Below are 20,917 nucleotides of genomic sequence, written 5' to 3' on the forward strand. Positions count from 1 at the left end.
CGACCAGCGGTTTTCGATCAGAGGCTTTGCATTCCGGCTTGCTAAGGGTTAACATCCGCAACCCTTGAAAACCGACGTTCTCCAGCACACCTTTGTTTTGCCAGGAGCACGTCTACCCCGGTAATGAATTAAGGTAGCCCTGGATGCCAGCCGTCAAAGTTAAAGAGAACGAACCCTTCGACGTAGCTCTGCGTCGTTTCAAGCGCTCCTGCGAAAAAGCCGGTGTACTGGCTGAAGTTCGTAGCCGCGAGTTTTACGAGAAGCCGACCGCAGAGCGTAAGCGCAAAGCAGCTGCTGCTGTTAAGCGTCACGCCAAGAAAGTTCAGCGCGAACAGCGCCGCGCCGTTCGTCTGTACTAATACAGGCGTTCAACGCAAAGCTTCTGCCCTGCCCGGCTAACCCCCGGGCGATGGCAGTGGTCGCTTCAAACTTGAGCAGCTAGCTCAAGGCCCTGCACAAGCTTCATGCGGACTGCATCATGGGCAACCTGCCTGAAACGTCAGAGCTGGTCCTCCTTGCTGTATGACCAGACGTGCACGTCCGACTGACGAGCCCTTAGGGGCTGGCGACGAGCACATTCCCTCGCACTTCCCCAAGCAGCACTCGCCCCATTCGGCGCGTGAACGATTAGACTTGCCAGTTGCCAGATGACGAGACTGCCATGGCCGGGCTGATTCCCCAGAGTTTCATTGACGACCTGATCAACCGCCTCGACATCGTCGACGTGGTAAGTTCGCGCGTCCAGCTGAAAAAAACCGGCAAGAACTACTCCGCCTGCTGCCCGTTCCACAAAGAAAAAACCCCGTCCTTCACGGTCAGCCCCGACAAGCAGTTCTACTACTGCTTCGGCTGTGGCGCCGGTGGCAACGCCTTGGGCTTTGTCATGGACCACGACAACCTGGACTTCCCCCAGGCCGTCGAGGAACTGGCCCGCGCCGCCGGCATGGAAGTACCCCGCGAGCAAGGCCGCCGCGACCAGAAGCCGCGCCAGCCCACTGACTCGCCACTGTACCCGCTACTGGACGCCGCCTCGGAGTTTTACCGCCAGGCCCTGCGCAGCCACCCGTCACGCAAGGCAGCGGTGGACTACCTCAAGGGCCGCGGCCTGTCCGGGGAAATTGCCCGCGACTTCGGCCTGGGCTTTGCCCCGCCCGGCTGGGACAACCTGCTCAAGCACCTGGGTGCCGACACCCTGCAGCAAAAGGTGATGATCGATGCCGGCCTGCTGATCGAGAACGCCGAGAGCGGCAAGCGCTACGACCGCTTCCGCGACCGGGTAATGTTCCCGATTCGTGACAGCCGCGGGCGCATCATCGCCTTCGGTGGCCGGGTGCTCGGCGACGACAAGCCCAAGTACCTGAACTCCCCGGAAACACCTGTGTTCCACAAGGGGCAGGAGCTGTACGGGCTGTACGAGGCGCGCAAGCACAACCGCAACCTCGACGAGATCATCGTCGTCGAGGGCTACATGGACGTCATTGCCCTGGCCCAGCAAGGCCTGCGCAATGCCGTGGCCACCCTAGGCACCGCCACCAGCGAAGAGCATCTCAAGCGCCTGTTCCGCGTGGTGCCCAGCGTGCTGTTCTGTTTTGACGGCGACCAGGCCGGGCGCAAGGCGGCCTGGCGCGCACTGGAATCGACATTGTCGAACCTGCAGGACGGCCGTCGCGCGCGCTTCCTGTTCCTGCCCGAAGGCGAAGACCCGGACAGCCTGGTGCGCGCCGAAGGTACCGACGCTTTCATGGCCCGTATCAACCAGCACGCCCAACCGCTGGCCGACTACTTCTTCGAGCAACTTGGCGTCGAAGCCGACCCGCGCTCGCTGGAAGGCAAGGCGCATATGGCGACCTTGGCCGCACCGTTGATCGAAAAGATCCCCGGCGCCAACCTGCGTCAGCTGATGCGCAACCGCCTGAAGGAAATCACCGGCCTGGACCCGCAGCAGGTCGAGCAGCTGGCACAACAAGCCCCGGCGGCCAGCAGCATGCCGGACTATGACCCTGGCTACGACTACGACGCCATGGCCAGCTACACCCCCGACTACGGCGACATGCCGCAGCACGACTTTGCCCCCGTTCATCAGGAGCAGGCGTGGAAACCCAACAAGGGTGGCAGCAAGAAGCCGTGGAGCGACAAGCCCTGGGACAAGAACCGCAAGGGCGGCAAGCCCTGGCAGCAACGCGACGAAGCACCTCCCCGCGTGCCAGCACCGGTCGAGCCGCCCACCCTGGCCGCCCTGCGAACCTTGCTGCACCATCCGCTGCTGGCCGGCAAGGTGGAGGATGCCAGCCACTTCGCCGACGAAGAACACCTGTACAGCCAGCTGCTGGTTGCACTGATCGAAGCCGCGCAGAAAAATCCTGGGCTAAGCTCAATGCAGTTGATCGCACGTTGGCACGGCACCGAACAAGGCCGCCTGCTGCGGGCCCTGGCGGAAAAGGAATGGCTTATCGTAGCCGACAACCTTGAACAACAGTTTTTCGACACTATAACTAGCTTGTCCGCCCGCCAACGCGAGCGCAGCCTGGAACAACTGCTCAGGAAATCACGTCAAAGCGAATTGACCAGCGAGGAAAAAAACCAGCTCCTCGCCCTGCTGAGCCGAAATGTTCCCGCACAAACGCCGACCTCATCTGGCGCGTGAGGCCCATGCTCGGGTATAATCCTCGGCTTGTTTTTTGCCCGCCAAGACCTTCAGTGGATAGGGTGTTATGTCCGGAAAAGCGCAACAGCAGTCTCGTATCAAAGAGTTGATCACCCGCGGTCGTGAGCAGGGCTACCTGACTTACGCGGAGGTCAACGACCACCTGCCTGAGGATATTTCAGATCCGGAACAGGTGGAAGACATCATCCGCATGATCAACGACATGGGGATCAACGTATTCGAGAGTGCTCCGGATGCGGATGCCCTTCTGTTGGCGGAAGCCGACACCGATGAAGCCGCGGCCGAAGAAGCCGCTGCTGCGTTGGCGGCAGTTGAAACCGATATCGGCCGCACGACCGACCCGGTGCGCATGTATATGCGCGAAATGGGTACTGTCGAGCTGCTGACCCGCGAAGGCGAGATCGAAATCGCCAAGCGTATCGAGGAAGGCATTCGCGAAGTCATGGGCGCCATCGCCCACTTCCCGGGCACTGTCGACTACATTCTCGGCGAATATGACCGCGTCACCACCGAGGGTGGCCGCCTGTCGGACGTTCTCAGCGGTTACATCGACCCTGACGACAACATTGCCGCGCCAACCGAAGAAGTGCCGATCCCGGGCGCCAAGGCCGCTGCGGCGAAGGAAGAGTCCGACGACGACGAAGAAGAATCCGAAAGCGGTGACGACGAGGAAGAGGCCGAAAGCGGCCCGGACCCGGTAGTCGCGGCCCAGCGCTTCGGTGCGGTATCCGATCAGCTTCAGGTAACCTCCAAGGTCCTGAAGAAAAATGGTCGTAGCCACAAGGAAAGCATCGAGGCCCTGCAGGCCCTGGCCGACCTGTTCATGCCGATCAAGCTGGTACCGAAGCAGTTCGAGGTACTGGTCGAGCGTGTACGTGACGCCCTGAGCCGTCTGCGACAGCAAGAACGCGCCATCATGCAGTTGTGCGTACGTGACGCCCGCATGCCGCGAGCCGACTTCCTGCGCATGTTCCCAAGCAACGAAACCGACCAGACCTGGAGCGGTGACCTGGCCAAGCGCAACACCAAGTGGGCTGCCGCCCTGGGTGAAAAGAACGCTGCCATCGTCGCTTGCCAACAGAAGCTGATCGACCTTGAGACCGAAACCGGCCTGACCGTTGCCGAGATCAAGGAAATCAACCGTCGCATGTCGATCGGTGAAGCCAAGGCCCGCCGCGCCAAGAAAGAAATGGTCGAGGCGAACCTGCGTCTGGTGATTTCCATCGCCAAGAAGTACACCAACCGTGGCCTGCAGTTCCTCGACCTGATCCAGGAAGGCAACATCGGCTTGATGAAAGCGGTAGACAAGTTCGAATACCGTCGCGGCTACAAGTTCTCGACCTATGCCACCTGGTGGATCCGTCAGGCGATCACCCGTTCGATCGCCGACCAGGCACGCACCATCCGGATTCCGGTGCACATGATCGAGACGATCAACAAGCTCAACCGTATTTCCCGCCAGATGCTGCAGGAAATGGGTCGTGAACCGACGCCGGAAGAGCTGGGCGAGCGCATGGAAATGCCTGAGGACAAGATCCGCAAGGTACTGAAGATCGCCAAAGAGCCGATCTCCATGGAAACCCCGATCGGTGACGACGAAGATTCGCACCTGGGCGACTTCATCGAGGACTCGACCATGCAGTCCCCGATCGACGTGGCCACGGTCGAAAGCCTCAAGGAAGCCACCCGTGACGTGCTCTCGGGCCTGACTGCGCGCGAAGCCAAGGTGCTGCGCATGCGTTTCGGTATCGACATGAACACCGACCACACCCTCGAAGAGGTGGGCAAGCAGTTTGACGTAACGCGTGAGCGGATCCGTCAGATCGAAGCGAAGGCGTTGCGCAAACTGCGCCACCCGACCCGCAGCGAGCACCTGCGCTCCTTCCTCGACGAGTGATGACAAAACCCCGGCCCAGGCCGGGGTTTTTCTTTAGTGGCCCGCCACATAAAGCCCCCCTTCCGTTGCACGCCTGCAGCAATGCCCGTCTACACTCGACTTCAGACCACCTGAGTGCGAGGCTGCCATGTCCTTGAAGCCGGCCATTCTGTTGCTGATCCTGATTCTGTGGAACACAACGGCCGGCGCCCTGACCCTGACAGACGAGGAGAAAACCTGGCTGGCTGCCCACCCGCAGCTCAACCTGGGCGTAGACGCCTCTTGGCCACCGTTCGAGTTTCGCGACCAGGAGGGCCGTTACCAGGGATTGGCCGCCGACTACATTGCCATGATCCAGCAGCGCCTGGGTGTGACGTTCAAACCGGTCGAGCCCAGCAGTTGGACCGAGGTGCTGGCGCAGGCGCGGGAAAGCCGTATCGACCTGCTGCCCGGCATCATGTCCACCCCGGAACGCCAGGGCTTCCTGGCCTTCACTCGCCCGTACCTCGACTTCCCCATTGTCATCCTCGCGCACAAAGGCGGCGCACAGCCGCGAAAGCTGGCTGACCTGTACGGCCTGAAAATCGCCGTGGTAGAAAACTACGCCCCGCACGAACTGCTGCGCACCCACCACCCGGACCTCAACCTGGTTGCCCTGCCAAACGTCAGCTCCACGCTGCAAGCCCTGGCCACCGACCAGGTGGATGCCGTGGTCGGCGACCTCGCTTCCAGTATCTGGAGCCTGCGCCAACTCAAGCTCGACGGCCTCTATGTCAGCGGCGAAACGCCCTACCGCTACCAGCTGGCGATGGCCGTCCCCCGCGACAAGAGCGTGCTGGTCGGCATTCTCGATAAAGTGATGGCCGACATGAGCAGCAGCGAAATCAGCCAGATCCAGCAGCACTGGGTGGGCAATGTAGTCGACCAGCGGATGTTCTGGTCCGACCTGCTGGTGTATGGCCTGCCAGCGGTGCTGTTGCTGATGGCTGTGCTGGCAGTGGTCATTCGCATCAACCGCCGACTCAGCTCGGAAATTTCCCGTCGCATCGCCCTGGAGCAAGAGCTGCGCAGCAGCGAATACCACTATCGCGGCCTGGTCGAGAGCCTGTCAGCCATCGCCTGGGAAGCCGATGCCAACGACTTCACCTACAGCTACGTTTCACCCCATGCCGAAGACCTGCTCGGCTACCCATTGAGTGACTGGCTCAGGCCCGGTTTTTGGCGCAGCATCCTGCATCCGGAGGACGCGCTCTGGGCACAGGCCTACTGCGACAGCGAGACTGCAGCAGGACGGGACCACAGCCTGGACTACCGGGTGATCCGGGCTGACGGCCAGCCCCTCTGGGTACGCAACATCGTCAGCATGATCGAACACGGCCACCAGCCAGTGATGCGCGGGCTGATGATCGACATCAGCGAAACCAAGCGCACTGAGGACGCCCTGCGCCTGTCCGAACAGAAGTTCGCCTCGGTATTCCAGCAGTGTCCCGATATCTTGCTGATCGCCCGCCACAGCGATGGCTGCCTGCTGGAGGTGAACGAGGCTTTCGAAGAGCAGATCGGCCTGCCGCCAGACCAGGTCATTGGCCGCACCGCCACCGATCTTGACCTTTGGGGCATAGAAGGCAGTGGCCCGCTCCTGCTTGAAAGGTTGCACCAAGGTGGTATCCGCAACCTGGAAATGAGCTTCCGCCGCAGCAACGGCCAACTGTTCACCGGCCTGACTTCGGCCGAAACCTTCGAACTGGACGGCACGCCCGCGCTGGTTGTGGCAGTACGCGACATCAGCCAGCTCAAGGAGACCCAGCAGCAGCTGCAAACTTCAGAAGAAAAGTTCGCAAAAGCCTTCCACGCTTCGCCCGACGGCCTGCTGCTGTCGCGCCAGAGCGACGGTTTGCTGCTGGAGGTGAACGAGGGCTTCTGCCGCCTCACCGGCTACGCCCTCAACCCAACCATCGACCAGACCTCGCTGGACCTGGGCATCTGGGTCGACCTCAACGAGCGCAAACGCCTGGTCGACCAGCTCAACCGCGACGGCTTCGTGCGCGACTTCACCTGCCATATCCGCCGCAGCGACGGGCAGATCCGCCTTTGCGAGCTGTCCGCCCGCCCCCTGCCGATTACCGGCGTCGACTGCATGCTGACCATCGCCCGCGACATCACCGAGCGTCACCTGATGCAAGAAAAACTGCAGCTGGCCGCCACCGTGTTCGAGAACACCGCCGAAGGCGTGCTGATCACCGACATTGACCAGCGCATCAGTGCCGTCAACCGCGCCTTCAGCGAAATCACCGGCTACAGCGAGATCGAGGCCCTCGGCCAGACCCCGCGCCTGCTCGCCTCGGGCCAGCACGACAGCGCTTTCTATCTGGCCATGTGGCACCAGCTTACCGACGAGGGCCACTGGCAGGGCGAAATCTACAACAAGCGCAAGAACGGCGAGCTTTACCCAAGCTGGCTGACCATCAGCGCCGTGCGCAACAGCGACCGCGAGGTCACTCACTTCGTGGCGGTTTTTGCAGACATCTCCAGCATCAAGCACGCCCAGGCCAAACTCGACTATCAGGCCCACCACGACCCGCTGACCGGCCTGCCCAATCGCACCCTGTTCGAAAACCGGCTACAGGGCGTACTCACCTGTGCGCAGGTGTCCAACCGCCAGGGCGCAGTGCTGTTCCTGGACCTCGACCGCTTCAAGCACATCAACGACAGCCTTGGCCACCCGGTCGGCGACCTGCTGCTCAAGGGAATCGCCCAGCGCCTGAAAGAACAGGTACGCGACGTTGACACCGTAGCCCGCCTGGGTGGCGACGAATTCATCATTCTGCTGCCCGGCCTGCACAAGCCCAGTGACGCCAGCACTATCGCCAACAAGCTATTGGCCTGCTTCAACGCACCGTTCCAGGCCGGCGAGCACGAGTTTTTCACCAGCGCCAGCATCGGCATCAGTCTTTATCCACAGGATGGCACTGACGTCTCCACACTGATCCGCAACGCCGACGCTGCCATGTACCGCTCCAAAGCCAAAGGCCGCAACCGCGTCGAAGCCTACACCCGCGACCTCACCGCCCAGGCCAGCGAGCGCATCGCCCTGGAGCATGAACTGCGCCGGGCCGTCGAACGCAACGAAATGAGCCTGTGCTTCCAGCCCAAGCTCAGCCTGAAGACCCAGAGCCTGGTGGGTGCCGAAGCGCTGATCCGCTGGAGCCACCCGACCTTTGGCGAGGTACCGCCGGAACACTTCATCCATCTGGCGGAAGAGAACGGCACCATCCTGCAGCTCGGCGACTGGGTACTGGAGCAAGCCTGCCGGCAGATGCAGGCCTGGAAGCAGCACTATGAACCCTTCGGCCCGCTGTCGATCAACCTTGCCGGCGCCCAGCTGCGCCACCCACACCTGGCACGGCGCATCGAACAACTGCTCAAGCACTACCAGCTGAGGGCCGGTGACCTGCAGCTGGAAATCACCGAGAACTTCATCATGAGCCAGGCAGAAGAGGCCCTGGCCGTGCTGTACCAGTTGAAGAAACTCGGCGTACAGCTAGCCATCGACGACTTTGGCACCGGCTATTCGTCGCTGAGCTACCTGAAGCGCCTGCCGCTGGACATCCTCAAGATCGACAAGTCGTTCATCCGCGGCCTGCCCGACGACCCACACGACGCCGCCATCGCCCGGGCGATCATTGCCCTGGGCCGCAGCATGCAGTTGACCATCATTGCCGAAGGCGTGGAGAACCAGGCCCAGCAGCGTTTTCTGGCGGCCGAGGGCTGCGAGCAGATCCAGGGCTACATCGTCAGCCTCCCGCTACCACCAGAGGAATTCGCGGCCGCGTTTCTTCGCATAGCACTATCGGATCTTTCAGATGGCACAGGTGCGAAACCCTCGTTATAATCCGCCCACTTACTGAGGGCCTATAGCTCAGTTGGTTAGAGCAGAGGACTCATAATCCTTTGGTCCACGGTTCGAGTCCGTGTGGGCCCACCAGCTTAGAAGCCGCGCACTGCGCGGCTTTTTCATGCCCGCAAGAAATAAATGGTCAGGGGCGCGTACATCCAGCGCAGCGGCGCCGAGCGCATGACCTTGGAAGTGGCGCTGAAACGGTATCTCAGCGAAATCAGCCCCACCAAGAAGCCGATCACCCAGCACGCCGATAATCGCGGAAAGGTGCCCTATCGATACTTCAAGCTAAACACCCTAGCTTGAGGATCAGACAATGAGCCGAATAGCCGCCATTATCAGCTCACAAAATGAGCCGAATATGCTCGCTAATCGGCTCACAGATGAGCAAGCCTATGAATGAACCTGGGCCTGCCCCGTGACAATGGACGCCAAGAAGCTGGCTACAGAGACAACTGCCTCAAGACTTTGCGTATTCGTTCGGTGCGCTCATCACTGGCGCGGCGCCTGGGGATAAACGAAGAAGGCCGCACCACTGCACGATCCAGTCCATCGGGCGATGGCCATAAACCATGGGCAACCCCATAAGAAACCTCCCAACCTGCTCCCCCCCTCTGCCAACGTCCGCAAATGTACCGCTGTTGGTTAATCCCCTCCCGGACGCATCTCGACCTGCCGTGGGTTGTAGAAGGTCATGCCAGGCGGAATATCCCGCGTAACCAACGACATCGCGCCAATCACCACGTCATCGCCAATGTCGATGCGATCAGCAACGATGCAACTGTTGGCGCCCATGCTGACGTTGTCGCCAATGCGCAGGGCGTACTCATCCAGCCCCAGGGTCTTGATGCCGATCGAGCAGTTCTGGCGGATGAAGAAATTGCGCCCGATGCTCACGTGCCGGGTAATCACTACCCCAGGCAGGTGCGCGATGCGCAGGCCGGGGGCGATCTGGGCGCCGATGTCGATGTCCACGGCGTACTTTAGGTTAAGGCGCTGCTGCATGCGCCTGGCGTGGCGCCGGGCCAGGCCACCGCGGGCGTCGAGGTACTGGGCCAGGCGATAGGCGAAGAGAAAACGTAGTTTGTTGTCCTTGCGTGCGCGGTGCAGCACGTTGAACAGTAGGCTGATACGGCGTCCGGGCCTTTTCTTGTTGGCGACTTCCAGTCGCCAGCATTCGAGCAGGTGGTCGAGGTTCACGCTGAGGTTCCCGTTGGACTACCGCTTCATCATGCCGAATTAGTGCCGAAGACGCAGCCTTCAGAGATACGCGGCCGTTCTCACAGAAAGTGCCAAACCGACGCCATCAACGATCGACTGCACCTGGCCTTGCCCTGATTGGCACAGGCTGGCTAGGCTAGCAGGCCAACCGTAGAGACTCGCCATGTCGGATTCCCGCTCCATCACGCTGGATGAAATCGATCGCCAGCTGATCGCCCTGCTGCAGATCAACGCCCGCGAAAGCGTCGCCACCCTCGCCCGCCAGTTGGGCATCGCCCGCACCACCGTCAATTCGCGCCTGGAGCGGCTGGAGAAAAACAAGGTTATCTCCGGCTATGGCGTACGCCTGGGCCAGAGTGTGATAGGCGGCGGGTTGCAGGCGTATGTCGGGATCAAGGTACAGCCGCGTTCCGGCAAGGACGTGGTGCGGCGCCTGAGTGCGATGGGCCAGGTGCAGCAGCTGTGTGCGGTAAGCGGCGAATTCGACTATGTGGCCTGGCTGCGTACGGACTCGCCCGAGCAGCTGGATCAGTTGCTCGACCAGATTGGCAGTGTCGACGGGGTGGAGAAAACCACCACGTCGATCATTCTCAGCAGCAAGGTGGACCGTGGACAGCCGCTTTGAACGGACTGGCGCTCGGGTGAGGTTAGCGGGCGAGGGTCAGTTCTAGATTTCGCGGCAGGAGCCGGTTGTAGGAGCGGGTTTACCCGCGAATAGGGCAGAGAATCTACCGACGCATTCGCGGGTGAACCCGCTCCCACAAAGGGCCAGGGCGGTTTTTGAATTGCCTCGACCGCCTGCCTCGTCTTAATGAACATTAACCTAATCATTACGACGAAACTAACTACATTCAGACAACACTATGCACCTTAATAACGAACACCCCACTACCTAAAATGACAGCCGGGCATCTCCTATACTCAGGCTCCGCTCCTCGCGCAGCCTCTCTGGCAAGGTCATTTCATGAACAAGAAGAACCGCCACCCCGCCGACGGCAAGAAGCCAATCACCATTTTCGGCCCGGACTTCCCTTTTGCTTTCGACGACTGGCTGGAACACCCGGCAGGCCTGGGCAGCATTCCGGCTGAGCGCCATGGGGAAGAGGTGGCCATTGTGGGTGCCGGTATTGCCGGCCTGGTAGCGGCCTACGAGCTGATGAAGCTGGGCCTCAAACCGGTGGTGTACGAGGCGTCCAGGCTGGGCGGCCGGCTGCGCTCGCAAGCCTTCAATGGCACTGACGGGATCGTTGCCGAGCTGGGGGGCATGCGCTTCCCGGTGTCGTCCACTGCCTTCTACCACTACGTCGACAAGCTGGGCCTGGAAACCAAACCCTTCCCCAACCCGCTGACCCCGGCTTCGGGCAGCACAGTTATCGACCTGGAAGGCCAGACCTACTACGCCGAGAAGCCCACCGACCTGCCACAACTGTTTCATGAGGTCGCCGACGCCTGGGCCGATGCGCTGGAGAGCGGTGCGCAGTTCGCCGATATCCAGCAGGCCATCCGCGACCGTGATGTACCTCGCCTGAAGGAACTCTGGAACAAGCTGGTGCCGCTGTGGGACGACCGCACCTTCTACGACTTCGTCGCCACCTCGCGCTCGTTCGCCAAGCTGAGCTTCCAGCACCGCGAAGTGTTCGGCCAGGTCGGTTTCGGCACCGGCGGTTGGGACTCGGACTTCCCCAACTCGATGCTGGAAATCTTCCGTGTGGTGATGACCAACTGCGACGACCACCAGCACCTGGTGGTCGGGGGCGTGGAACAAGTGCCACAAGGTATCTGGCGCCATATACCGGAACGCTGCGTCCATTGGCCGGAGGGCACCAGCCTGAGCACGCTGCATGGCGGCGCACCACGTACCGGGGTCAAGCGCATTGCCCGCGCCGCCGATGGCCGCCTGGCGGTCACCGACAACTGGGGCGATACCCGCCATTACAGCGCAGTACTCGCCACCTGCCAGACCTGGTTGCTGACCACCCAGATCGACTGCGAGGAATCGCTGTTCTCGCAAAAGATGTGGATGGCCCTGGACCGTACCCGCTACATGCAGTCGTCGAAAACCTTCGTCATGGTCGACCGCCCGTTCTGGAAGGACAAGGACCCGGAAACCGGCCGTGACCTGTTGAGCATGACCCTCACCGATCGCCTCACCCGCGGCACTTACCTGTTCGACAACGGCAACGACAAGCCCGGGGTGATCTGCCTGTCGTACTCGTGGATGAGCGACGCGCTGAAGATGCTGCCGCACCCGGTGGAGAAGCGTGTACAACTGGCCCTGGATGCGCTGAAGAAGATCTACCCAAAGACCGATATCGCCGGCCATATCATCGGCGACCCGATCACGGTTTCCTGGGAGGCCGACCCGTACTTCCTCGGTGCCTTCAAAGGCGCGCTGCCGGGCCATTACCGCTACAACCAGCGCATGTACGCGCACTTCATGCAGCAGGACATGCCGGCGGAGCAGCGCGGTATCTTCATTGCCGGTGACGACGTGTCATGGACCCCCGCCTGGGTTGAAGGCGCGGTGCAGACGTCGCTGAATGCGGTGTGGGGTATCATGAACCACTTTGGTGGCCACACCCACCCCGACAACCCGGGCCCGGGCGATGTGTTCAACGAAATCGGCCCGATCGCCCTGGCGGATTGAGACAAGGAGGCACCATGCGCATCGCTCTGTACCAAGGTGCACCCAAGCCACTGGATGTGCCCGGCAACCTGCAACGGCTGCGCCACCAGGCGCAGTTGGCGGCCGCACAAGGCGCCCGGTTGCTGGTGTGCCCGGAGATGTTCCTGAGCGGCTACAACATCGGCCTGGCCCAGGTCGAGCGCCTGGCCGAGGCCGCCGATGGCCCCGCAGCCATGACCGTGGTGGAGATCGCCCAGGCGCACCGCATCGCCATTGTCTATGGCTACCCGGAGCGCGGCGATGACGGGGCGATCTACAACAGCGTGCAGTTGATCGATGCGCATGGCCGCAGCCTGAGCAATTACCGCAAGACCCACCTGTTCGGTGAACTGGACCGCTCGATGTTCAGCCCAGGCGTGGACCACTTCCCGGTGGTGGAACTGGAAGGCTGGAAGGTTGGCTTGCTGATCTGCTACGACATCGAGTTCCCAGAGAACGCCCGGCGCCTGGCGCTGGATGGCGCCGAGCTGATCCTGGTGCCGACGGCGAACATGACGCCGTACGACTTTACCTGCCAGGTGACCGTGAGGGCGCGGGCGCAGGAAAACCAGTGCTACCTGGTATATGCCAACTACTGCGGTGCGGAAGACGAGATCCAGTATTGCGGGCAGAGCAGCATCATCGGCCCGGATGGCAGCTTGCTGGCGATGGCAGGGCGGGATGAGTGCCAGTTGTTGGCAGAGCTTGAGCATGAGCGGGTGGTGCAGGGGCGCATGGCGTTTCCCTACCTGACCGATTTGCGCCAGGAGCTGCACCTGCGTAAAGGCTGACAGGGGCCGCTATGCGGCCCATTCGCGGGCACGCCCGCTCCCACGGGATCTGCGCTGCCTTTCATACCGGCGCCATACCCGCGAAAAGGCCGGGCCTGCGAACAAATCGGTTAGCATGGAAAGCAGCCACCGGAGCCCCCATGCCTGACGCCACTCGCCAACTCACCCTCGCCAACGGCTTGCAGTTGACCCTGCGCCACGCCCCGCGCCTCAAACGCTCGGCCGCCGCACTACGGGTGCATGCGGGCAGCCACGACGCAGCTGCCAGATGGCCCGGTCTGGCGCACTTCCTCGAACACCTGTTCTTCCTCGGTACCCCGCGCTTCCCGCTGGAAGACGGCCTGATGCGCTACGTGCAAGCCGTGGGCGGACAGGTCAACGCCAGCACCCGCGAACACGCCACCGACTTTTTCTTCGAGGTGCCACCCAACGCGCTCGATGGCGGTCTCGAGCGCCTGTGCCAAATGCTGGCAGAACCGGATCTGGGCATCGAACGCCAACGCCGTGAACGCGAAGTGATCCACGCCGAATTCATCGCCTGGTCGCGCAATCCATCGGCCCAACAGCAGTTCGCCCTGCTGCAGTCAGTGTCAGCCAAGCATCCACTGGGCGCTTTTCATGCTGGCAATCGATACACCCTGGCCTTGCACGACGCAGCTTTCCAGCAAGCGCTTGCGGGCTTTCATCAGCGCTTCTACCAAGGCGGCCAGATCTGCTTGAGCCTTTGCGGGCCACAGCCGCTGGATGAACTTGAACGCCTTGCCCGGCAGCACGCCGAACTGTTCGCCGCAGGTGAGCGCGTGCCGCGAGCGCTGCCGCCGCCACTGCCCGCACTGGCTAACGTTCTGACCTTCACTCACCAAGACCTCCCCAGCGGTGCCGAGCACGCTCTGGAACTGCTGATCGCTTACCTGGAGGACAGCCGCCCAGGTACCTGGCTGGGCGCGCTTCGCGAGCGTGGCTGGCTACAACGTTTCACGGCCGAAAGGCTGTATGCGTTCGCCGGTCAGCTGCTGTGGCACCTTGACCTGAAGCTCAGTGCCGACGCTTGCCCAGACGAAGCCAGCGCCCTGCTGCAAGGTTGGTTCAGGTTCATCCGCCAGGCCGACCGCGACCAGTTGAACCACCAATTCGGCTTGCTGCAGTGCAGCCGTGCACACAGTGCCAGCGCGCTCGAGCTGGCCCGCCGGGACAGCACAGGCCAGCCGTTCGCCAAGCTGGATGCCCAGGGGTTGCAGGCGCTTGGCGCCCTGCTGGAAAGCCTGCCAGGTAGCGACCATGGCAATTGGCAGCGCTTGCCAGTCGACCCATTGCTGATGGCTGACCTGCCCCATGCCAAGGCGCAGCCGCTGCCGGCAGCGCTGAAGATCAGTGACCAGCTCCCGCCGGCGCGCCAATACGCTGCGCTGTACCTGCGCTGGCATGTACCTTCGCCTTTGCGCCAGCAGCTACAGCGTGTGCTGGAACAGGCCCTGGCACCACTGCAGGAACGCTGTGACCGCGCCTCCGTGCAACTGCAGTACAGCAGCGCCGGAGAATACTGGCAGTTGCGCTGCGCCGGCCTGCCAGCAGCAGTGCTGCGGGCAGTGGAACAAGCCTTGGCATTGATGCTCAAGCCACCTGCCAATTGCTGGCTGCCCTGCACGGCGCAGCCCCCGGCCCTGATCCCCATCAGGGCCCTGCTCAAGCAACTGCCAGACGCGGTACGGGGTAGCCTGCCCGCAGCGGTGCCCGCCGACACGCTGAACCAGCAACAACTCGACAGCCTGTGGCTGCACACCGAATGGCATGGCATGGCTGCAGGCTTCGAGGATACCGCGCTAAACACCTTGGGCACTGCGCTGCAGCGGTGCCCTGGGCAAGGCTCGCGGCCTGGCCCCCTGCCAACATGGGCAAACCACCGCTGGCAGCACGCCCAAGTGCCAGGCAGCGAACATGCCCTGCTGCTGTTCTACCCGTTGCCTGCGGCCAAAGAAGCCGCAGGCCGCCTGTTAGCCCAGTTGCTGCAAGGGCCGGTTTACCAACGCCTGCGGGTAGAATTGCAACTCGGCTATGCGGTGTTCAGCGCCTTTCGTCAGGTCGAGGGTGTCGGTGGGCTGCTGTTCGGCGTGCAGTCTCCCCACACCGGTCCGGCACAGGTGCTCGACCACCTGCTCGGCCTGCTGCGCCATGGCGTCACCCTTGACCCCGCCGCTCGCCAGGCATTGGCTGGACAATTCGACGAGCCCGCCATGGCCAATGCCGATGTCGCCGAATGGGCGTGGCAGACACACTTGGCCACACAACCCGATAAGCTGGATGTGCTGCGCAGGTCTATCCTGACTACGCGGCAGACGGATCTGGACCACCTGCTGAGCAACCTGCTCGACACAGGTTCCGCTTGGCTATGCTTGGCCAACGCTGCCGCGCCAGACACTTCCTAGCAGGACGAAAATCGATGATTATTACGCGAACTGCAACGGCGCTTCTCGAATAATTAACCTTCCGGTTCAAATTTTTCTTGTAAGATAGCGCAATCTCGGTTTCAGGGAACTGCCAGCGCATGGCGGTACCCAAGTAGTAGCTGAACAACCCAACCCTCATTCGGAAGGAGTAATTCCATGTGGACCAAACCTGCATACACTGACCTGCGTATCGGCTTCGAAGTTACCATGTACTTCGCTAACCGCTAAGCCAGGCTTATAGTTTCACGCCTCGGCCTGCCGGGGCGTTTTCGTTTTTTCCGATCCGGTTTCTGCATAGAGAGTGGCCATGTACATCCAGGTTCTCGGCTCCGCCGCCGGTGGCGGGTTCCCGCAGTGGAACTGCAACTGCGTCAACTGCAAGGGCTACCGTGATGGCACCCTGCAAGCCACGGCGCGCACCCAGTCATCCATCGCCCTGTCCGACGACGGTGTGCACTGGATACTGTGCAATGCCTCGCCCGACATCCGCGCCCAACTGCAGGCCTTTGCGCCGATGCAACCGGCCCGGGCCCTGCGCGACACCGGCATCAACGCCATCGTCCTGCTGGACAGCCAGATCGACCACACCACCGGCCTGCTCAGCCTGCGCGAAGGCTGCCCGCATCAGGTGTGGTGCACGGACATGGTCCACCAGGACCTGACCACCGGTTTCCCGCTGTTCAACATGCTCAGCCACTGGAACGGTGGCCTGCAGTGGAACCGTATCGAGCTGGAAGGCAGCTTCGTGATCGACGCCTGCCCCAACCTCAAGTTCACCCCCTTCCCTCTGCGCAGCGCCGCGCCGCCTTATTCGCCACACCGCTTCGACCCGCACCCGGGCGATAACCTTGGTTTGATGGTCGAAGACACCCGCACCGGCGGCAAGCTGTTCTACGCCCCGGGCCTGGGCCAGGTAGACGAAAAGCTGCTGGCGATGATGCACGGTGCCGACTGCCTGCTGGTCGACGGCACCCTGTGGGAAGACGACGAAATGCAGCGCCGTGGCGTGGGCACCCGCACCGGCCGCGAGATGGGTCACCTGGCCCAGAACGGCCCTGGCGGCATGCTCGAAGTGCTCGACGGTTTCCCGCGCCAGCGCAAAGTGCTTATCCACATCAACAACACCAACCCGATTCTCGATGAAAACTCCCCCGAGCGCGCCGAAGTCCTGCGCCGCGGTGTGGAAGTTGCCTTCGATGGCATGAGCATCGAGTTGTAAAACAGTCCGTGATGCGACACAGGCCCTGTGGGAGCGGGCATGCCCGCGAAGCATCCAACACGGTGTATGGCACCGGCTTCGCCGGTGTTCGCGGGCATGCCCGCTCCCACAGGGTGAATATGTCTCAGCCCTGACAATCGCTTTACAGGAGCCAGCCGAATGAGCGACGCACTGCCAATGTCCCCTGCCGAATTCGAGCAGGCCCTGCGCGCCAAGGGCGCCTATTACCACATCCATCACCCGTACCACGTGGCGATGTACCAAGGTCGCGCCACCCGCGAGCAGATCCAGGGCTGGGTGGCCAACCGCTTCTACTACCAGGTCAACATCCCGATGAAGGATGCTGCGATCCTGGCCAACTGCCCGGACCGCGAAGTGCGCCGCGAGTGGATCCAGCGCCTGCTCGACCACGATGGTGCGCCTGGCGAGGATGGCGGCATCGAAGCCTGGCTGCGCCTGGGCCAGGCTGTCGGGCTGGACCCGGACCAATTGCGCTCGCAAGAACTGGTATTGCCTGGCGTGCGCTTTGCTGTGGACGCCTACGTCAACTTCGCCCGCCGCGCCAGCTGGCAGGAAGCCGCCAGCAGCTCGCTGACCGAGCTGTTCGCCCCGCAAATCCACCAGTCACGTCTGGACAGCTGGCCACAGCACTACCCGTGGATCGACCCCGCCGGCTACGAGTATTTCCGTACCCGCCTGGGCCAGGCTCGACGCGATGTGGAACACGGCCTGGCGATTACCCTGCAGCACTACACCACCCGTGCGGGCCAGGAGCGTATGCTGGAGATACTGCAGTTCAAACTGGATATCCTGTGGAGCATGCTCGATGCCATGAGCATGGCCTACGAACTGAACCGCCCACCCTATCATTCCGTCACCCAGGAACGGGTGTGGCACAAGGGAATCACCCTATGAGTTTCGACCGTAACCAGGTACCGAACTGGCGCCCCGGCTATCGTTTCCAGTACGAGCCGGCGCAAAAGGGCCATGTGTTGCTGTACCCCGAAGGCATGATCAAGCTCAACGACAGCGCGAGCCTGATCGGTGGCCTGATCGACGGCCAGCGCGACGTGGCAGCAATTATCAGCGAACTCGAACAGCAATTCCCCGGTGTCCCGCAAGTGGCGGACGACATCGAGCAGTTCATGGAGGTGGCCCGTGCCGAACACTGGATCGTCCTCGCCTGAGTTGCCGCCTACCCCCGAGGTCGGCCTGCCGCTGTGGCTGCTGGCCGAACTCACCTACCGCTGCCCGCTGCAGTGCCCTTACTGCTCCAACCCGCTGGACTTCGCCGCCCAGGGCCAGGAGCTGAGCACCGAACAGTGGTTCAAGGTCATGGCTGAAGCGCGGGAAATGGGTGCCGCACAAATCGGCTTTTCCGGCGGCGAACCGCTGGTACGCCAGGACCTTGCCCAGCTGATCGCAGAGGCCCGTCGCCTGGGTTACTACACCAACCTGATCACCTCGGGCATTGGCCTGACCGAGGCACGCATCGCCGAATTCAAGAAGGCTGGCCTGGACCATATCCAGATCAGCTTCCAGGCCAGCGACGAGCAGGTGAACAACCTGCTGGCTGGCTCGAAAAAGGCCTTTGCACAGAAGCTGGAAATGGCCCGCGCGGTGAAAGCCCATGGCTACCCGATGGTGCTCAACTTCGTCACCCATCGGCACAACATCGACAAGATCGACCGCATCATCGAGTTGTGCATTGCCCTGGAGGCCGACTTTGTCGAGCTCGCCACTTGCCAGTTCTATGGCTGGGCGCACCTCAACCGCCTGGGGCTGCTGCCAACCCGCGCGCAACTCGAGCGGGCCGAACGTATCACCAACGAATACAGGGACAAGCTCAAGGCCGAGGGTAACCCGTGCAAGCTTATTTTCGTTACCCCTGACTACTACGAAGAGCGTCCCAAGGCCTGTATGAACGGCTGGGGCAACCTGTTCCTCACCATCACCCCGGACGGCACCGCATTGCCCTGCCACGGCGCCCGCCAGTTGCCCGTGCAGTTCCCGAATGTACGCGACCACGACTTGCACCATATCTGGTATGAATCGTTCGGTTTCAACCGCTTCCGTGGCTATGAGTGGATGCGCGAACCTTGCCGCTCCTGCGACGAGAAAGAAAAGGACTTCGGCGGCTGTCGCTGCCAGGCCTTCATGCTGACCGGCGATGCCAGCAACGCCGACCCGGTGTGCGCCAAGTCGACCGAGCACGGCATCATTCTCAAGGCCCGCGAGGAGGCAGAAACCGCCCAGCTCGCGATCGAACAGATGACCTTCCGCAATGATCGAAACTCCCGTGTCATCGCCCGCGGCTGAATTCAGCGCGGCCCAGGCAGTTGCCGCCGGCACCGACTTCGCCGAACTCAAGGTCAGTGCCGACGGGCTGTTCTGGAACGAATTCCGCCCGGCCGACGGTGCTTGCCGTATCTGGCACTGGTTGCACTACCAAGCCCGCTGCCTGACCCCGGACGGCTTCAGCGTGCGCAGTCGGGTCTACGAATATGGTGGTGGCAGCTTCTGCCTGGGCGGCGACGGGCTGGTGTTCGTCAACGAAAAGGACCAGCAGGTCTACACCCAGCCGCTGGACGATCTGTTACCACGTGCACTGACCCAGGATGCCAGCTGCCGCTATGGCGATGTGCAGTGGCACAACGGCCAGGTGCTGGCCGTCGAAGAGCGCCATGCCGAACAGGTAGAGCATCGCCTGGTCGCTCTGGGTAACAGCAGCCGCGAAGTCCTCGCCGAGGGCGCCGACTTCTACGCCTCGCCTGCTGTCAGCGCCGATGGCCAGCGCCTGGCGTGGATCGAATGGGACCGCCCGGCACAGCCCTGGACCGTCACCCGGCTGATGTGCCGCGCGCGCGATGCCAGCGGCCACTGGGGGCCGGCGCAATGTGTAGCCGCCGCAGAAGAATCGTTGCAACAACCACGCTTCGATGCCGAAGGTCGGCTCTACTGCCTGTCCGACCGCAATGGCTTCTGGCAACCCTGGGGTGAGGTCGATGGCCAATGGCAGGCGTTGCCTGCCGCATCGGCGGACCATGCTGCTGCGCCTTGGCAATTGGGGACCTGTACCTGGTTGGCACTGAGCCCGCAAAGCTACCTGGCCAGTTGGTTCGAAGACGGCTTCGGGCAATTGGGGCTGCGTGGTGAAGATGGCCGTATGGAGCGTTTTGCCAGTGCCTACACACGCTTTCGCAGCCTGACCATGGACAGCGAACACCTGTATGCCATTGCAGCGTCGCCCATCAGCCCACCGGCAGTCATTGCCATTGACCGCAACAACCACGACGTACGTGTGCTGGCCGGCGGTGCCGAAATGCTGCCGGCAGGGCAAATCAGCCTACCGCAGTCGATCCACTACGGCAGTGGCGGCGAGCAGGCCCATGGTTTCTTCTACCCGCCAGCGCAGTCGCAAGGCGCAGCACCGCTGGTGGTGTTCATCCACGGCGGGCCAACCTCAGCCTGCTATCCCGTGCTCGACCCGCGCATCCAGTATTGGACCCAGCGCGGCTTTGCCGTGGCCGACCTCAACTACCGGGGCAGCACCGGCTATGGCCGGGAATACCGCCAGGCACTGCATCAGCGCTGGGGCGAAAGCGATGTGGCCGATGCCTGCGCGGTGGTCGAATACCTGGCGGCTCAGGGCTTGGTCGACAAACGCAAGGCGTTCATCCGCGGCGGCAGCGCCGGGGGCTACACCACCCTGTGCGCCTTGGCGTTTCAAGACGTGTTCCGCGCCGGCGCCAGCCTGTACGGGGTCAGTGACCCGGTAGCCCTGGCCCGTGCCACCCACAAGTTCGAAGGCGATTACCTGGACTGGCTGATCGGCGACCCGCAGCGGGACGTTGAACGCTATCGCCAGCGCACGCCGTTGCTGCATGCAGAGCGAATCAAGGTACCGGTGATTTTCTTCCAGGGTGAGCTGGATGCGGTGGTGGTGCCGGAGCAGACACGCTCCATGTTGGCTGCGTTGCAGGCCAACGGGATCGACGCTGAAGGGCATTTTTATGCGGAGGAGCGGCATGGGTTCCGCAAGGCGGAAAACCTGGCGCATGCCTTGGAAGAAGAGTGGAAATTCTATTGCCGGGTGTTAGTGCAGTAGTTACAGACGCCCCTGCAGGAGCAACCTTTC

15 protein-coding genes, 1 tRNA gene and 1 pseudogene are annotated in these 20,917 nt (G+C 62.3%); 16 read left to right on the forward strand and 1 reads right to left on the reverse strand.

Annotated features, from left to right (window positions below; all coding sequences use genetic code 11):
• Positions 1–143: 143 nt before the first annotated feature.
• The 6 genes and pseudogenes from rpsU to INQ47_RS09250 all read left to right on the forward strand — a co-directional run.
• Positions 144–359 carry a 30S ribosomal protein S21 gene (rpsU, locus tag INQ47_RS09225; RefSeq protein WP_003255575.1) on the forward strand — a complete coding sequence of 72 codons (216 nt, stop codon included), beginning with the start codon at positions 144–146 and terminating at the stop codon, positions 357–359.
• A 302-nt stretch (positions 360–661) separates the two neighbouring features.
• Entirely contained in the window at positions 662–2,644 is a 1,983-nt protein-coding gene (dnaG, locus tag INQ47_RS09230) for a DNA primase (RefSeq protein WP_252460379.1), read from the forward strand.
• 67 nt (positions 2,645–2,711) lie between these two features.
• On the forward strand, positions 2,712–4,562 hold the full coding sequence (gene rpoD / locus INQ47_RS09235; RefSeq protein ID WP_021782703.1) for an RNA polymerase sigma factor RpoD: 1,851 nt from the start codon (positions 2,712–2,714) through the stop codon (positions 4,560–4,562).
• 127 nt (positions 4,563–4,689) lie between these two features.
• Entirely contained in the window at positions 4,690–8,433 is a 3,744-nt protein-coding gene (locus INQ47_RS09240; RefSeq protein ID WP_404701553.1) for an EAL domain-containing protein, read from the forward strand.
• Between the two features lie 16 nt (positions 8,434–8,449).
• A tRNA-Ile gene (locus tag INQ47_RS09245) sits at positions 8,450–8,526 on the forward strand.
• 48 nt (positions 8,527–8,574) lie between these two features.
• Positions 8,575–8,694 (forward strand): annotated as a pseudogene (locus INQ47_RS09250) (site-specific integrase); the annotation flags it as partial.
• 390 nt (positions 8,695–9,084) lie between these two features.
• Here INQ47_RS09250 and INQ47_RS09255 read toward each other — a convergent pair.
• Positions 9,085–9,639, reverse strand: a complete 555-nt coding sequence (locus INQ47_RS09255; RefSeq protein WP_404701554.1) for a serine acetyltransferase — start codon at positions 9,637–9,639, stop codon at positions 9,085–9,087.
• Positions 9,640–9,823: 184 nt separating this feature from the next.
• Here INQ47_RS09255 and INQ47_RS09260 point away from each other — a divergent pair, with 184 nt between their 5' ends.
• From INQ47_RS09260 to INQ47_RS09305, 10 genes are all read left to right on the forward strand, one after another.
• Positions 9,824–10,285, forward strand: coding sequence for an Lrp/AsnC family transcriptional regulator (locus INQ47_RS09260; RefSeq protein WP_003255583.1), 462 nt, complete (start codon positions 9,824–9,826; stop codon positions 10,283–10,285).
• 339 nt (positions 10,286–10,624) lie between these two features.
• Entirely contained in the window at positions 10,625–12,307 is a 1,683-nt protein-coding gene (locus INQ47_RS09265) for a flavin monoamine oxidase family protein (RefSeq protein WP_404701555.1), read from the forward strand.
• Positions 12,308–12,321: 14 nt separating this feature from the next.
• Positions 12,322–13,116, forward strand: a complete 795-nt coding sequence (locus INQ47_RS09270; protein WP_404701556.1) for a carbon-nitrogen hydrolase family protein — start codon at positions 12,322–12,324, stop codon at positions 13,114–13,116.
• 140 nt (positions 13,117–13,256) lie between these two features.
• On the forward strand, positions 13,257–15,539 hold the full coding sequence (gene pqqF, locus INQ47_RS09275; protein WP_404701557.1) for a pyrroloquinoline quinone biosynthesis protein PqqF: 2,283 nt from the start codon (positions 13,257–13,259) through the stop codon (positions 15,537–15,539).
• A 177-nt stretch (positions 15,540–15,716) separates the two neighbouring features.
• Positions 15,717–15,788 carry a pyrroloquinoline quinone precursor peptide PqqA gene (pqqA, locus tag INQ47_RS09280; RefSeq protein WP_003243383.1) on the forward strand — a complete coding sequence of 24 codons (72 nt, stop codon included), beginning with the start codon at positions 15,717–15,719 and terminating at the stop codon, positions 15,786–15,788.
• A 79-nt stretch (positions 15,789–15,867) separates the two neighbouring features.
• A complete protein-coding gene (gene pqqB, locus INQ47_RS09285) occupies positions 15,868–16,779 on the forward strand; it encodes a pyrroloquinoline quinone biosynthesis protein PqqB (protein ID WP_021782697.1) in 912 nt (303 codons plus the stop codon).
• Between the two features lie 159 nt (positions 16,780–16,938).
• On the forward strand, positions 16,939–17,694 hold the full coding sequence (gene pqqC / locus INQ47_RS09290) for a pyrroloquinoline-quinone synthase PqqC (RefSeq protein WP_003255592.1): 756 nt from the start codon (positions 16,939–16,941) through the stop codon (positions 17,692–17,694).
• On the forward strand, positions 17,691–17,966 hold the full coding sequence (gene pqqD, locus INQ47_RS09295; protein ID WP_021782695.1) for a pyrroloquinoline quinone biosynthesis peptide chaperone PqqD: 276 nt from the start codon (positions 17,691–17,693) through the stop codon (positions 17,964–17,966). Before pqqC ends, pqqD begins: the two co-directional genes overlap by 4 nt.
• Positions 17,938–19,098, forward strand: coding sequence for a pyrroloquinoline quinone biosynthesis protein PqqE (gene pqqE, locus INQ47_RS09300; RefSeq protein ID WP_021782694.1), 1,161 nt, complete (start codon positions 17,938–17,940; stop codon positions 19,096–19,098). The genes pqqD and pqqE overlap by 29 nt, the downstream gene beginning before the upstream one ends.
• Positions 19,064–20,887, forward strand: coding sequence for a prolyl oligopeptidase family serine peptidase (locus INQ47_RS09305; RefSeq protein ID WP_404701558.1), 1,824 nt, complete (start codon positions 19,064–19,066; stop codon positions 20,885–20,887). The genes pqqE and INQ47_RS09305 overlap by 35 nt, the downstream gene beginning before the upstream one ends.
• The last annotated feature ends 30 nt before the right edge of the window (positions 20,888–20,917 follow it).

Origin of the sequence: Pseudomonas sp. 3HC3 (genome assembly GCF_044904505.1) — a bacterium.
Taxonomy (GTDB): Bacteria; Pseudomonadota; Gammaproteobacteria; order Pseudomonadales; family Pseudomonadaceae; genus Aquipseudomonas; species Aquipseudomonas putida_Y.

Excerpts from the sequence above, each read along its gene's own strand:
- rpsU (WP_003255575.1), top strand. The coding sequence starts at position 144 with ATGCCAGCCGTCAAAGTTAAAGAGAACGAACCCTTCGACGTAGCTCTG.
- dnaG (WP_252460379.1), top strand. The coding sequence starts at position 662 with ATGGCCGGGCTGATTCCCCAGAGTTTCATTGACGACCTGATCAACCGC.
- pqqC (WP_003255592.1), top strand. The coding sequence starts at position 16,939 with ATGAGCGACGCACTGCCAATGTCCCCTGCCGAATTCGAGCAGGCCCTG.
- rpoD (WP_021782703.1), top strand. The coding sequence starts at position 2,712 with ATGTCCGGAAAAGCGCAACAGCAGTCTCGTATCAAAGAGTTGATCACC.
- INQ47_RS09305 (WP_404701558.1), top strand. The coding sequence starts at position 19,064 with ATGATCGAAACTCCCGTGTCATCGCCCGCGGCTGAATTCAGCGCGGCC.
- INQ47_RS09240 (WP_404701553.1), top strand. The coding sequence starts at position 4,690 with ATGTCCTTGAAGCCGGCCATTCTGTTGCTGATCCTGATTCTGTGGAAC.
- INQ47_RS09260 (WP_003255583.1), top strand. The coding sequence starts at position 9,824 with ATGTCGGATTCCCGCTCCATCACGCTGGATGAAATCGATCGCCAGCTG.
- pqqB (WP_021782697.1), top strand. The coding sequence starts at position 15,868 with ATGTACATCCAGGTTCTCGGCTCCGCCGCCGGTGGCGGGTTCCCGCAG.
- pqqF (WP_404701557.1), top strand. The coding sequence starts at position 13,257 with ATGCCTGACGCCACTCGCCAACTCACCCTCGCCAACGGCTTGCAGTTG.
- pqqD (WP_021782695.1), top strand. The coding sequence starts at position 17,691 with ATGAGTTTCGACCGTAACCAGGTACCGAACTGGCGCCCCGGCTATCGT.
- INQ47_RS09270 (WP_404701556.1), top strand. The coding sequence starts at position 12,322 with ATGCGCATCGCTCTGTACCAAGGTGCACCCAAGCCACTGGATGTGCCC.
- INQ47_RS09265 (WP_404701555.1), top strand. The coding sequence starts at position 10,625 with ATGAACAAGAAGAACCGCCACCCCGCCGACGGCAAGAAGCCAATCACC.